Origin of the sequence: Vibrio sp. 1874, assembly GCF_033344395.1 — a bacterium.
GTDB classification, from domain to species: domain Bacteria; phylum Pseudomonadota; class Gammaproteobacteria; order Enterobacterales; family Vibrionaceae; genus Vibrio; species Vibrio alginolyticus.
Genome location: NZ_JAWPOR010000001.1, coordinates 490,288 through 503,680, shown reverse-complemented (window position 1 = coordinate 503,680; position 13,393 = coordinate 490,288). Strand labels below are relative to the sequence as shown.

At 43.0% G+C, this 13,393-nt stretch carries 13 protein-coding genes; all 13 read left to right on the top strand.

The features are described from left to right. Positions 1–264 precede the first annotated feature (264 nt). A complete protein-coding gene (locus R8N46_RS02265) occupies positions 265–1,665 on the top strand; it encodes an undecaprenyl-phosphate glucose phosphotransferase (protein ID WP_005375269.1) in 1,401 nt (466 codons plus the stop codon). Positions 1,666–1,675: 10 nt separating this feature from the next. After that, on the top strand, positions 1,676–2,881 hold the full coding sequence (locus R8N46_RS02260) for an outer membrane beta-barrel protein (RefSeq protein ID WP_047102587.1): 1,206 nt from the start codon (positions 1,676–1,678) through the stop codon (positions 2,879–2,881). Between the two features lie 12 nt (positions 2,882–2,893). After that, positions 2,894–3,427, top strand: a complete 534-nt coding sequence (locus R8N46_RS02255; protein WP_005375265.1) for a polysaccharide biosynthesis/export family protein — start codon at positions 2,894–2,896, stop codon at positions 3,425–3,427. 15 nt (positions 3,428–3,442) lie between these two features. Further along, on the top strand, positions 3,443–5,623 hold the full coding sequence (locus tag R8N46_RS02250; RefSeq protein WP_005385847.1) for a GumC family protein: 2,181 nt from the start codon (positions 3,443–3,445) through the stop codon (positions 5,621–5,623). Beyond that, entirely contained in the window at positions 5,601–6,410 is an 810-nt protein-coding gene (locus R8N46_RS02245; RefSeq protein WP_005375261.1) for a putative capsular polysaccharide synthesis family protein, read from the top strand. Before R8N46_RS02250 ends, R8N46_RS02245 begins: the two co-directional genes overlap by 23 nt. A 2-nt stretch (positions 6,411–6,412) precedes the next feature. Beyond that, complete coding sequence (locus tag R8N46_RS02240) at positions 6,413–7,465, top strand: glycosyltransferase (RefSeq protein ID WP_213972120.1); 1,053 nt, start codon at positions 6,413–6,415, stop codon at positions 7,463–7,465. Next, positions 7,431–8,678 (top strand): O-antigen ligase family protein, encoded by a 1,248-nt coding sequence (locus R8N46_RS02235; RefSeq protein ID WP_213972119.1) that lies wholly within the window; start codon positions 7,431–7,433, stop codon positions 8,676–8,678. Before R8N46_RS02240 ends, R8N46_RS02235 begins: the two co-directional genes overlap by 35 nt. A 15-nt stretch (positions 8,679–8,693) precedes the next feature. After that, positions 8,694–9,527 carry a putative capsular polysaccharide synthesis family protein gene (locus R8N46_RS02230; protein ID WP_005375258.1) on the top strand — a complete coding sequence of 278 codons (834 nt, stop codon included), beginning with the start codon at positions 8,694–8,696 and terminating at the stop codon, positions 9,525–9,527. Beyond that, complete coding sequence (locus R8N46_RS02225) at positions 9,524–10,555, top strand: glycosyltransferase family 4 protein (protein WP_053303830.1); 1,032 nt, start codon at positions 9,524–9,526, stop codon at positions 10,553–10,555. Before R8N46_RS02230 ends, R8N46_RS02225 begins: the two co-directional genes overlap by 4 nt. An 8-nt stretch (positions 10,556–10,563) precedes the next feature. Further along, on the top strand, positions 10,564–11,871 hold the full coding sequence (locus R8N46_RS02220; RefSeq protein ID WP_213972118.1) for an oligosaccharide flippase family protein: 1,308 nt from the start codon (positions 10,564–10,566) through the stop codon (positions 11,869–11,871). A 2-nt stretch (positions 11,872–11,873) separates the two neighbouring features. After that, the gene (locus R8N46_RS02215; RefSeq protein ID WP_033906760.1) at positions 11,874–12,269 is read left to right on the top strand and encodes a VanZ family protein; all 396 of its coding nucleotides are present in this window, start codon (positions 11,874–11,876) and stop codon (positions 12,267–12,269) included. A gap of 67 nt (positions 12,270–12,336) precedes the next feature. Continuing rightward, entirely contained in the window at positions 12,337–12,657 is a 321-nt protein-coding gene (gene yqfB / locus R8N46_RS02210; protein WP_005385855.1) for a N(4)-acetylcytidine aminohydrolase, read from the top strand. A 50-nt stretch (positions 12,658–12,707) separates the two neighbouring features. Next, the gene (locus R8N46_RS02205) at positions 12,708–13,307 is read left to right on the top strand and encodes a TetR/AcrR family transcriptional regulator (protein WP_005385858.1); all 600 of its coding nucleotides are present in this window, start codon (positions 12,708–12,710) and stop codon (positions 13,305–13,307) included. The last annotated feature ends 86 nt before the right edge of the window (positions 13,308–13,393 follow it).

Genomic DNA, 13,393 nt, shown 5'->3' with positions numbered 1-13,393 from the left:
ATTTTTAATACTTTTCCTCATCCCTCATAAGTAAGTACCAGCTTTTTCCTAACCCGCCAAACTTAGCCAAAGGGCTAAATATCATTCTTATTTCCACTTACCTCAACAACGCAAATTTTTACACTTATCAACGAAATTACACGTGACAAAAAACTCAGCAGCATTCCACAGAATGCTCTGTGCACTAACTACTAATAACGTTCACGACACGGCAATTGGGGAAGACACCCAAGGGCGGTAGCGTGTCAGAAGGGAAACTGAGTCATGAAACAAAAAGGACTTATCCGCTCTCATGAGATGGAGTTCGCTTTTTTATATCGCATCTCAGATCTTGCTGTCATCGTCTCTTTTATGCTGCTTTTAGTGTTCAAAGACATGAATACTGCGATGGGGAAAGATTACGTCATATTGGCTTTCGTTGGAGGCATCTCTTTTCTATTTATGGCAGAAAGCGGCAATCTGTATCGCTCTTGGCGAACCAGTTCGTTTAAAGAGCAGATGTTTATTGTCTGTGTTTCTTGGGCGGTGACTTCTGCACTTATCTTTATTGTGCTGTATTTTTCTGAAGTCCATACCTTATTTGATAACACAATTTTAGTGCTGTGGTTTGCGATTACGCCCGCTCTGCTCTTAGCATGGCGAGTAACATTCCGTACCGGATTAGCCTATTTGAGAAAGAAAGGATTCAACACTCGCACTGCGATCATCATCGGCCAAACTCCTCACGGCATTACCCTAGCTAACGAAATTCAAAACCACACAGAACACGGCGTGCTTTTTGATGGCTTTTACGACGAACGATCTTCCGACAGATTGCCAAATTCTGATTATCCTATTAAAGGAGCTGTTGACCACGCCCTTGAGCGAGCTAAAAAAGGGGAAGTAGATTACGTCTATATCGCGATGCCAATGCACGCAAAAGAGCGCATTGCGTCACTTCTTAACCAATTCTCAGATACCACCGCAAATACGTATCTGATTCCCGACTTCTTCACTTATAACCTTTTACATTCTCGTTGGGCGCAGATCGGCCAAGTTCAAACACTAAGTGTCTTTGATACACCTTTTGCTGGAATTTCTTCTTGGGTAAAACGGTTTGAAGACATCTTGTTTTCGAGCATTATTTTGGTCTTAATCGCCCCTATTCTATTCGTCATTGCGATTGTCATTAAGGCAACGTCTAAAGGCCCTGTCATCTTTAAACAACATCGGTACGGTCTTGATGGACGCAAGATTGAAGTCTGGAAGTTCCGTTCAATGACAACCATGGATCAAGGTTCCAACGTGAAACAGGCGACAAAGAACGATCCTCGTATTACGCCTTTTGGCGGATTTCTACGTCGCACCTCTTTGGACGAACTGCCTCAATTTATCAATGTCCTGCAAGGGACCATGTCTATTGTTGGTCCACGCCCTCATGCCGTGGCGCACAATGAAGAATACCGTCAGATCGTGGATCGCTACATGCTACGTCACAAAGTAAAACCAGGCATTACTGGCTGGGCGCAGATTAATGGTTATCGCGGCGAAACCGACACCTTAGAAAAAATGGAAAAGAGAGTCGAATTTGATTTGGATTACATCCACCACTGGTCGGTTTGGATGGACATCAAAATCATCTTTATGACCGTTTTCAAAGGCTTCACTGGTGCTAACGCTTACTAAGGTTAAGATTATGAAGAAACTGACAATGGCAATAGCATTGAGTCTGTTTTCTACTGACTTGCTCGCAGAACCGATGGCTTACCAAACCGAGTCTGGTATAGAGTTGATTCCCCTCGTAAAAACTTTCTACGAGGGAGATGACAACATCAATAAAGCGGAAAAATCCGGCAATGTAGAATCGGTCAATATTTGGGGTATAGAACCAAGCTTACTAGCACGTATAGAACGGAATCGCTATCGCGCAGATATTTTATATAAGTTAAAAGCGGGCTTTTCATCTGACGATCGCAACGACTTCGACGACCACACTTTTCAGTTTTCCAACTTTTTCGAATTTAATCATCGTCATCGTTTAGTGGTTGATTACCGTTTTCGCGCCCAGCATGAAGTTCGAGGAGAAGATATTACCGAAGGTAATGGTAGCGCAATCGACTCACCAATAGAGTTCAACCGTAACGATGTAAAAACCAATTATGTCTTTGGATCTAACGGTGCCAAAGGCAGACTCGAATTCGGTTTAGGCTATAGTGATAAAACCTATCAAAACTATCGTGACGGCTTGCCTGGTCGCCCAAACGCTAAAACTAAATACAACGATTTTCGAGCTCCCAATGCACATTTGGAGTTCTATTTAAGAGCGACGCCAAGAACCTATTGGTTAGTCGGAACAAACCAAATCGTAACCGAGTATCAGCACCGAAATTCTGCGCAGCCATCGAAAGATAACAACACCAGTTTCTATTACACCGGTGCCGAATGGGAAGTCACAGGAAAAACCAAAGGCATCGCTCGAATCGGTTATCAAATCAAAGATTTTGACAGCGCTCAACGAGAGACATTTAAAGGCTTTAGTTGGGATATCGGCTTTGAATGGTTGCCTCAAGAACAAACTCTAGTCAGCGTGAAAACCACTCAAGCGGCGGTTAACCCCGATCAAGATGGCGATTACAACCTACAAACTCGTTACCGACTGAACCTGAAGCACGATTGGAATAGTTACCTTGCAACTCGCTTAGGTGCTGTTTATCAACAAGATGATTACACGGGAATCTCCAGAAACGACGATCGGTACACTCTATCTTTTGGTATCGATTATCAGATCAAACGTTGGATACAGCTGCAAGCCGATTGGCAATACCAAGATAAAAACTCTAGCCGATCGGGTTATAGCTTCGAACAAAACATTTGGACTTTAAGCGCTCAGTTTTCTCTGTAAAAAGGATTATTAATGAAGGCATTCATCAAATTCATGAGTGTAGCGTTGTTGCTATTTAGCACTTTGGTCAACGCTGACTCAAACGAGGAAGATTACTTACTCGATACTGGCGATACCATTTCCGTGCAGGTCTATGGTGAAGAAGATCTTACGATTAAAAATATTCTAATAACGTCAGATGGCTATTTTGATTACCCCTACCTTGGCCGAATCAAAGCAATCAAAAAAACACCAAAACAACTCAAGTACGAAATAGAAACGGGCTTAAAAGGCGATTATCTCATCAATCCAAAAGTGATGGTCACCATCAATAACTTTCGTCTGTTTTACGTTAATGGCGAAGTCAGGAAACCTGGTGGATTTGAGTACCGTCCAGGGTTAACCATAGAGAAGGCCATCGCTCTAGCAGGTGGTTTGACCGACAGAGCCTCACGCAAAGGCATTAACCTCACCAAGCATAAAACGGGTCAAACGATGGAAGGAGTCAGTATGCACCGCAACGTTGAACCTGGTGACATTGTATTTATTGACCAGAGCTTCTTTTAAGTGACAGGGAATCAAATGAACGGGACTCATCCAAATAATCTCCAGATGAACAAAGTAGAACTGATTCGTTTTGGCCATCACTTCAAAGCGATTAAAAAGAATTGGCTAAGCATCGCAGCATTCACGCTTCTGTTCTCATTAACTTGTACTTGGTATATCTACTCCAAAGCATCGATATACCAAGCTACAGCTACGCTACTCATCCAAGAGGAGCAAAAAAGCGCCCTTTCAATCGAGGAAGTATATGGCGTCGACACGACAAAAAAAGAGTACTTTCAAACGCAAATCGCCATTTTAAAATCGAATCATATTGCAGATAAGGTCATTAGAGAGCTGAACCTCACCCAATTACCTGAATTCACAAGCTCAGGGGGGTTAAATAAAAAAATCGACCAAATAAAGTCGATTCCTTTTGTTCAAGACCTACTGAATGTGGCACCAAGCCCAAAAGAAACCGCCCAGTTTTCAGAGTCCTATTATCAGGCACTTCAAGCTTTCAGAAGTAAACTCGATATTGAGCCAGTACGTAACACCCAATTAGTCAGAATTCGCTTTCGTTCTACCGATCCTAAGCTTGCGACGACAATCGCCAACGCGGTCGGCCAAGCCTATATTGACGCAAATTTTGAAGCCAAATTGGTCGTTACACAAAATGCGGCTACTTGGTTGACAAATAACTCTCAAAAATTGGAGGAGCGATTACGTAACTCGGAGCAAGCGCTGCAAGAATTCTTGTTAAAAGAAGGGTTGATCGATATAAACGGTATTGATGAAATTTACGCAAATGAGCTAGAAGAACTCACTCGCAAGCTGAATATCGCTGTTAATAAGCGTATTGAAGCGCAGACGTTAATCCAATTGTTACGACGTAAATCTTCGCAAAGTTTAGACAGCTTGTTGTCAATTGATGAATTCGCTAATCAAGCGCAAATCCGCGATCTAAAATTGTCGGAAGCACAGGCAGCCAAAAATCTCTCTGAACTGGCACAGCGCTACGGACCTAAGCATGATCGAATGATTCAGGCGAAAGCACAGCTTGCTGAAATTCAATCAAGAACCCAGCAACTCATCCGGGACATTTCCTTCAGTAAGCAACAAGACCTTCTTGCTGCAAAAGCGCAAGAGGACATGCTTCGAGCAGAACTCGATAACAAAAAGTCAGACTTCCAATCGTTAGGGTCACAAAAAGCGCGTTACGAACAGTTAAAACGCGAGGTTGAATCCAATAAGGCACTCTATGAAGCGTTCTTAAATCGTGAGAAAGAGACCAACGCCACCAGCGACTACAAGAATGTCACTGCTCGCTTTACTGATAAAGCCATCATCCCTCTATTCCCGGTGGCACCACAACGAATCAAACTGGTACTAATTGCCACCTTTTTTGGCTTTGCCATTGCTTGCGCTCTGGTCATCATCTTAGAAACGATGCGAGAAGTTATCCGAAGCACAGCCGATGTGCAGGAAAAACTTGGTGTTACGTGTTTAGGTGTGATTCCTATGGTCAAAAAACGCAATTTGCGTAAAAACGGCGTCAGTTATACCGCGTATTTAGATGATGAAGAAAAGCTATTTAGTGAAGCTTGCCGCTCCGTCAGAACCTCGCTTCTGCTCAGATTAACCAACACGAAGCAAAAGATATTGCCCTTTACCTCTGCTATTCCAGAAGAAGGAAAAACATCGACCAGTATCAATATGGCGGTGTCGTTTTCAAAAATGGAAAAGGTGTTGATCATCGACTGCGATTTACGTCGACCTTCCATCGCAAAGCGATTCGGTATTGCTGAATCAAGCCCTGGCTTAACGCATATCCTGACGATGGATACGCCAATCAAAGATTGTGTTACACATATAAAAGAAGCCAACTTAGATGTATTATCGGCCGGCCTAATTCCGCCAAACCCACAAGAATTACTGGCTTCTGATCGCTTTAAAAAGTTGCTCGAACATTTTCAAAATAAGTATGACCGGATCATTATCGATACGCCGCCCCTACTGTCAGTGAGTGACGCACTTATTCTTGGTCAATATGCCAATGGTCTGATTACCGTCATTCGCTCAGAATCAACAAAATCATCACTGGTTAACCTTGCGTTATCTAAACAAATACAACACTCAGTTCCATCTCTTGGCGTCTTAATCACACAAGCCAAGGCCAAGGAAGGAGAGACGCTTTATGTCCAGAAATACGCCTACTAACGTAAACCTATCTTGGTACCAAACCTTGAAAAGCCAAGAACAGCCGGTATTGATCTATCAAATGGGCAAAGTAGGTTCGAGTGCATTAGAGCATTCCATTCCTAACTCGATTCACTTGCACGACCTTATGACCGTCGATGCGCAAAAACAAATATCCCCCGTTAGAGCGCAATTGCATAAACCTCAGATCAATGCGTTAAAGCGACGACTAAAGCGTATAACGATGAGCCATATGTTAAAGCGCAAAAAAAAAGTTCGAATTATCTCGCTGGTGCGAGAACCGATCGGACGAAATGTCTCAATGTTCTTTCAAGCACTTCCTTTTTGGATGGCGGACAAATATCTAAAGGATGACAGCGCAATACGTACCGAACGACCGCAATTACTCCAAGAAGCATTTGATAAGCACATGAATCATCAATATGCGCTGCAGTGGTTTGACAACGAGATCAAACAACTAACAGGGATTGATGTGTTTAACGAGTCTTTTAATCACGAAGTAGGCTATCAAACATACCATAACAATAACTTCTCACTGTTGGTCATTCGAAGTGACAAGCTAACGAAGGCTAACTCCGCAGTTGAAGACTTTTTAGGTTACCCCGTGGATGTTGTTTATGAAAATCAATCAGACAACAAATGGTACTCGCCACTAATGAAAGAATTCAAAACGCAATTTCAACCTACACCCGAGTACGTTGAAGAAATGCTGAATTCTAAATTGACGAAGCACTTTTTCTCAAATGCAGAAATCACCGACCTTAAACAGCAATATCTGACCAATTAATTATGAAAACCAAGATTCTACATATTATTAATGATCTTTCTCAGAACGGCGGTGCTCAGAAGTTCTTAGTCGACCTTGTTTTAGAACATAAGCCTGAATACGAAATCAAAATTTTGGTCTTGTGTGATGAAAATGATTACTTACCAATGCTATCCGCCCAAGGGATAGAGTGTTTTAACTGGCGCACATTGTCATTGAGTGAGAGATTCTCTTTGCTGCGTTGGCCGGATGTCGTTCACGGGCACCTCTACCCTTCCATTTACCTAGCGCTATTGGCGGTAGGTAAAAAACGAATCCAGACTGAGCACTGTTCTTATAACCGTCGACGTGACTATCCGCTGTTTAAGTTCATGGAATACGTCTTATATTGGGGCCACGACTTGACGGTCAGTATTAGTGAAAAAGTACAAGATGAACTGGTGAAGTTCATGCCTCGCTACCAACATAAATATCACGTGGTGCACAATGGCGTTGATTTAAAAAGGTTTTCTATGACGCCAAGATTCGCCAGCCACCTAATCGACAAACCAGTTATCAAGATTGGAATGGTGGGCCGACTTCACCAACATAAAGATCATGAAACGCTTATCCAAGCACTTATCCATTTACCAAGACGATACGAACTCCACCTTGCGGGAGATGGAGAAAAAAAATCGTCACTGCAAGAATTGGCAACAAAAATCAACGTCGCGCAACGTGTTCACTTTCATGGCGTAGTTTCAGACGTTCCAGCCTTTTTGAACGACATGGATATTTACGTGCAATCGTCGCACGTCGAAGGCTTTGGTTTGGCGGCGGTTGAGGCGATGGCAGCAGGCTTACCCGTACTATCGTCGGACGTACCTGGTTTGGATGACGTCACCGGACGTGCCGAATATTTATTTCAAGTTGGTAACGCCACTGAACTGAGCCAAAAAGTGCTCCAGCTATGTGAAAGTGTTGAGCGGTACGACGCTGCAAGTCAATACTCAGTCAATAGGGCCTCTCTCTACACCATCGATAAATTTCGTGAAGGTTACTATGGAATCTACCAGCAGCTTTGCGCCAACAAATAGTTCCGTGCCATCGAGCCATCGCGCCTCATTGCTTGCAGCATGCCTATTAGCATTGTTCTTTATTCCTATGAAGTTTCGTGCTGGAGGAATAGCGCTAGCCCCTTCTGACATCGCAAGCCTTTTGTCCATTGGTTTTACTGCATTAGTGGTATTGGAAGGAAAAGCTGAAAAACTCATGCATCCCTGTATGGGGTTCCTCCTATTGTTCACTGGGTATGTGTTCATAAATGGTCTGCTAAATCGCGTCCCTTTAATGCCGCTAGTTATAGAAACTGTGCAATGGTTAGCGATTTTGTGCCTACTGAGCCTAATGTACGCCTATGGCGTGTTTGATGACGAACGGGTAATGGTTTATTTCACGTATCTGTTGTTTTTCATCTGTACGCTCGTTGCCTTATGGCACTTTGCTCAGGGCTATCAAAGCGGGTTTAAGTTACTCGGGGTAAGTAAATACGGGTTCGGTGTACTGTGCTCACTACTGTACCTTTATCGAGATAAAATTCGCGCTTTCCACCTTTTGATGCTCGTAGCTTTAGTATTACTGGTGTTATCACAAGAAAGAAAAGCGCTACTTGGTTTTTGTCTGCTTTTCTTCTTTGACCAACTGCTCGTAAAAAACTTAATGAGAAAATCGCTCAGCGAAACGTACACGTGGGCGATTTTATTAGCCTTGAGCTTCATTGTGTTTACTGCCGTCACAACCACACTCTACGTTGGGTTTGAAACTCTAGCAGACACATTGGAAATAACCCAAGAAGACGTCTTATTTGCCAACCAAAGTGAAGCCCGCTGGGTATCGAATCTTCATAGAAAACTTTTACTTGCCAATGGGCTAGATATTTTACTTCAACACCCAGTGTTAGGTGTCGGCGCGAAAATGTTACCCAACTTTATGATCAGTTACTTTAACTATGATGAGCTGGCGATCTACACCCACAACTTTGTGTTAGATACCGCAATTGAATACGGATTGCTTGGTATTGGTCTGCTGTTTGGTGGTTATTTTCTTTTTATTCGCTTTTGCTTCCGTAGTCTTAATGAAAACAGAAAAAGCTTATTACTTGCGATATACGCCCTCATCATGGTGTTTTTCGTTGCGGTAAACACCACCATAATTTTAATACTCTTATTACCCGTCATGATCAGCATGAGCAACGACTCAAGGGCCATTGCTCATACTTTTCCGGTAAACCATCACCACGAATATGAATAATCAAGGATAGGATAGATGAAGTATTCAATCTCTCGACAATTTGAAAAGAACCGAGAACTCCAAGCTGATAATTTTGTTTTAGTTTACCAAATGGGCAAAGTTGGCTCCTCATCAATTGAGCACACGCTAGGGGAGAAAAATATCCCGAGCTATCACATCCACACCTTTGATGATCACGAAGAATTTCACATGTATCACAATAAAAAAGACGTGAGTAAATTCTTCGACTTCCGAAACCGCGCACTCTATCGCTTAGTGCTCAAGCAGCGAAAACGTATCTTACAAAAACGCGAGCAGATTAAAATCGTTACGCTGGTCCGCGATCCAATCGCAACTGTCTTTTCTCGTTTCTTTCAAGACCTCCATTTGCAATTTATCGAAGGCAAAAAGAATGATGCAATTCACCGAGATATGGAAGTCACGTATCAGCACCTCGAGCATTGCTTTGATAACTATATCAATCTCAACTATTTTGCGGACTGGTTCGACAACGAGTTAAAGCGTAATTTCAATATCGATGTGATGCGCCAAGAGCTGGACAACACTCAACCTTTCTTCACATTCCAGAACGATCAGGCCAACGTCATGCTAATCAAATGCGAACAGCTCAGTTCTCTTGATAAAGAAATCGGTGAGTTTCTTGAGTTGCAAGACTTCGTACTGAAAAACAGCAACGAAGCGAAAAACAAGTGGTACTCCAATATCCACCAACACTTTAAGAATCACTACGACTTCTCAAAACTGTTCTATATGTACGATCTTCCCTTGTATCGCCACGTTTATTCAGAGCAAGAGCGTGATGCTTTTAAACACAAATGGATGCAAACACCAGGGACAAAATCATCATGAAGAAAGTACTCCATGTTACAGAAGCGTTTGGAGGTGGCGTTCAAACCGCCCTCTATAGTTATGTTCACTCATCCAGAGACGAGCCTTATCAACATTTCTTGCTAGCCAGAGCCCGAGAAAACGACTTGACCAATGAGAACAACCACCACATTTTCGTACAGACAAAGTGGGTAGAAGGCGGCTTGCTTCAATTTATTCGCGATGCAAACCACATGATTGCATCACTTGCTCCCGACGTCGTGCATTTGCACTCGAGTAAAGCGGGATTTCTCGGCCGATTTCTAAAGCTTGGCAAGGCACGCTTGGTTTACACACCGCACTGTTATGCCTTCGAACGTGAAGATATCTCAGAGCTTGCACGCCAGATCTATAAAGCACTAGAGAAAGTAAAACTGAGCAAAATTGATGTGGTTGCAGGCTGTAGCCAACGAGAGTGTGACCTAGCCATTAGCATTGGTGCGAAACGTGCCGAACTGCTCAACAACTACGTGTCTTATCAAAGTGAAGATCGTATAGAGCGAAACAAGCAAGAAGCGCTGAAGCTCGTTGTACTTGGTCGTGTCGCGCCCCAAAAAGATCCTCAGTTTCTTATCAGCACATTGCAGTTCCTTAATCGGTATGCGCTTAACCGCCCGATAGAGATCACATGGATAGGTGGCGGTGACCACGTACTCGAACAGAAATTACGCACTGAAAATGTGGATGTAACGGGCATGCTGCCTCGCGATGAGGTAGTTGAAAAGCTCAAGGGTTCAGACCTTTATCTACATACTGCAGCATGGGAAGGGATGCCGTTAACCATTCTAGAAGCATCCAAGTTACATCTTCCTATGGTTATTCGGACCATCGGCGCAACCAAAGATCTCAACTACCCGTTTTTAGCGCTCACTCCTGAAGAAATGGCCAAGCAGATCGCGCATTGTGTCAATCATTATGAAGAGATCGATTTTCGCCAATATACAGCAGAATTAAACGATGCCTTCAGTGAAGAAAAACAGCGCCTCGCACTCAATAAACTTTACGGTTAAATGCCCCTATGTTTCACACTGTTCAACAAAAATTACTGTTGATGCCCAGCGGTAAAAAAAGCTTGTTATCTACTGGATTAAAAACCGCAATCACGCGTGTGTTGAGTGCGCTATTTGCTTTTTTACTGACTCTGATTGTATCGAAGACCAGTGACGCTTCGACGGCCGGTCAATTTTTCTTTTTATTCAACCTAGTCTCGCTACTCGCTATCGTTTCTCAGCTAGGTTTTGATGTCTCGTTAGTTCGTTACAATGCGATCGCTTTTAATAACAAAGAGAAGCTTGAACAAAGCCAAAACTATAAAACCGCACTTTATCGAAGTATGGCATTTTGCTTGCTCGCCATAGGCGTTTTGTTGGCAGGGTTTAATCTGTTTCCAGAACAGCTAAACCAGACTCAATCACCAATGTATGCGATTACTTTATGCTTGCTTTGCATACCTTTCTTGGTGCTTGCGCAAACCAACAGTCGGGTGCTTCAAGCATGTAGAAAAGTCGTATCATCTCTGTTTGCGTTGCAGCTTGGGGTAAGCATGTTGATGGTCATTTTTGTCTTTGCCCTAGACTATATCGGTCAGCAAAATATCAACAATCTAATGACCGCACTGCTTTTAGCGAGCATAGGTGTCGCGGTCATATCTAGTGCCAATTGGCTGGGCTCAGATCAATATCAAACATCGGCTTTCGTACCAAACAAAAAAATGGTCGCTTCTGCCAAGCAAGTCTGGGTTGGCAGTATCTTCACGAATGTTCTTCAGTGGGGAAGCCTTGTTATTGCGGGCTTTTTTATCTCAACAGCGGAACTCGGTTTGTTAGCCGCAGCCCAACGCACATCACTACTGATTGGCTTTGTGCTGATTACCATTAACTTTGTGGTCGCCCCGATGTTTGCGTCTCTCTACAAAGAGCGCCAAATGCGCAAACTGCAGAATCTGAGCCGCTTGGCGTGCCGAGCCAATGTTGGTTTAGCGATTGTACCCGTAATTATTTGCACCCTCTTCCCCGAGTTTGTAATGCAACTTTTTGGTGGAGAGTTTCTCGCCGCGGCACCACTATTAGTCGTCCTTTCTCTGGGGCAGTTAGTCAATGTTGCGACTGGTTCAGTAGGTTTTTTATTATTAATGAGCGGTCATGAGAGAACCATGAAATACATTACAATTTCCTCAGGTACGGTGTCTATCTGCCTACTTGTTACGCTTTGCCAAATGTTTGGGGTGATTGGTGCAGCGTGGGCAATGGCAATTGGCATGGCTATCCAGAATTTAGCTGCACTGTACTTTGTAAAACGTTACTTAGGCTTCTTTCCAATAGGTTAATTATGGCTTTAATACTGGCACGCACGAGTTTTGTTTTAGTCCTGATGCTAACCGCTTCACTCTCTTTGTGGAAAAGCTCTGACCTACACCATACTGCTTACCTGCAAATGGAAACCTACTTAGGCGGATCGAGTACGCTTCACTTTACTTTCAGTTTATTGATCGGCTTTTTATCGGTCTTCACGTTCCCTTCTCTGGTGAGCTCGAATAAAACCGACGTTTTTGGGATTCGTCTTTTGCTACTGCTGTTGGCTATCGTTTCAATGGAAGAAATAAGCCAACTTTTTATTCCAAATCGATCATTTAGTTTTGATGATCTCAGCACCAACTGGATAGGCGTTATCTCAGGTTACTTTAGTGCCAAGTTAATTCGTTTCATCCGCGCTCGATCGTTCTAGTAAGACAGGAATCTCTGGGGTATTTGGGTATATAATTACGCCAAACAACCAGACTAACGAGTACATCATGCCATCTCATCCAACCAAGATTACTTTTTTTGAATTCTTAACCCCGTTGATCACGTCAGGCAAAAAGACGATAACGATTCGAGATGAATCAGAAAGCCATTACGTTCCCAATACAGAAGTCGAAGTTTTTACCTTAGAAACGGATCGTAAAGTCTGCGATATCAAGATACGTTCTGTAGAACCACTTCACTTTGAAGATATTAATGAGTTTCATGCAGAACAAGAAGCCATCGAACTACCAAAACTCAAGCAGTTAATTCGAGAAATCTACCCAAATACCGACACGCTCTTTGTTATTGAGTATGAGCTGATTAAATAACCCACAACAAATACTAGACGACTGGTCTAATTCATTCTATAGTACACTTCATGAACGCAAAGACGAATGACACACGCCAACATATTCTCGACGTCGGATACGAGTTGATCGTAAACCGAGGGTTCACGAGTGTTGGTCTTTCAGAGCTATTAAAAAAGGCCGCAGTGCCAAAAGGCTCGTTTTATCATTACTTCAAATCCAAAGAACAATTTGGTGAAGCGATGATTCAAGACTACTTTACTAAGTATTTTGAGCGTTTAAACGCACGCTTTACCAATACTGAACTGAGTGGCTACCAACGCCTAATGAGCTATTTCGAAGAAATGGTCAAAGTAGAAGACGACGTGTGTAATGCGAACAAATGTTTATTGGTTAAGTTAAGTGCAGAAGTCTCCGATCTCTCTGAGTCAATGCGCTTGGCATTACGCCAAGGAGCAGACAAAACCATTCAAGCGATAGCGGATTGCATTGACATCGGCATTCAAGATGGCTCAATCCCCAATGGTGACAGTGCGTTATTAGCAAGGCAGATATACTACCTTTGGAATGGCGCTAGCTTGCTGAACAAACTTTATCAAGATCAGGCAGCATTGACGCAAAGTCTGACCTATACTCAACACTTACTGCAGAATACGCGCACTTGCCCATAACGGGCGGCGTGGAAGCAGAATGAACACCCTACACACGTTTCACTGTCAGAAAAAGCGTCAGTGTTAACACAGTAAACCTTCCCGCT

Coding starts and splice junctions, on each gene's coding strand:
- R8N46_RS02250 (WP_005385847.1), top strand. CDS start 3,443: ATGAACGGGACTCATCCAAATAATCTCCAGATGAACAAAGTAGAACTG.
- R8N46_RS02215 (WP_033906760.1), top strand. CDS start 11,874: ATGGCTTTAATACTGGCACGCACGAGTTTTGTTTTAGTCCTGATGCTA.
- R8N46_RS02260 (WP_047102587.1), top strand. CDS start 1,676: ATGAAGAAACTGACAATGGCAATAGCATTGAGTCTGTTTTCTACTGAC.
- R8N46_RS02225 (WP_053303830.1), top strand. CDS start 9,524: ATGAAGAAAGTACTCCATGTTACAGAAGCGTTTGGAGGTGGCGTTCAA.
- R8N46_RS02245 (WP_005375261.1), top strand. CDS start 5,601: ATGTCCAGAAATACGCCTACTAACGTAAACCTATCTTGGTACCAAACC.
- R8N46_RS02255 (WP_005375265.1), top strand. CDS start 2,894: ATGAAGGCATTCATCAAATTCATGAGTGTAGCGTTGTTGCTATTTAGC.
- R8N46_RS02240 (WP_213972120.1), top strand. CDS start 6,413: ATGAAAACCAAGATTCTACATATTATTAATGATCTTTCTCAGAACGGC.
- R8N46_RS02235 (WP_213972119.1), top strand. CDS start 7,431: ATGGAATCTACCAGCAGCTTTGCGCCAACAAATAGTTCCGTGCCATCG.
- R8N46_RS02220 (WP_213972118.1), top strand. CDS start 10,564: ATGTTTCACACTGTTCAACAAAAATTACTGTTGATGCCCAGCGGTAAA.
- yqfB (WP_005385855.1), top strand. CDS start 12,337: ATGCCATCTCATCCAACCAAGATTACTTTTTTTGAATTCTTAACCCCG.
- R8N46_RS02205 (WP_005385858.1), top strand. CDS start 12,708: ATGAACGCAAAGACGAATGACACACGCCAACATATTCTCGACGTCGGA.
- R8N46_RS02265 (WP_005375269.1), top strand. CDS start 265: ATGAAACAAAAAGGACTTATCCGCTCTCATGAGATGGAGTTCGCTTTT.
- R8N46_RS02230 (WP_005375258.1), top strand. CDS start 8,694: ATGAAGTATTCAATCTCTCGACAATTTGAAAAGAACCGAGAACTCCAA.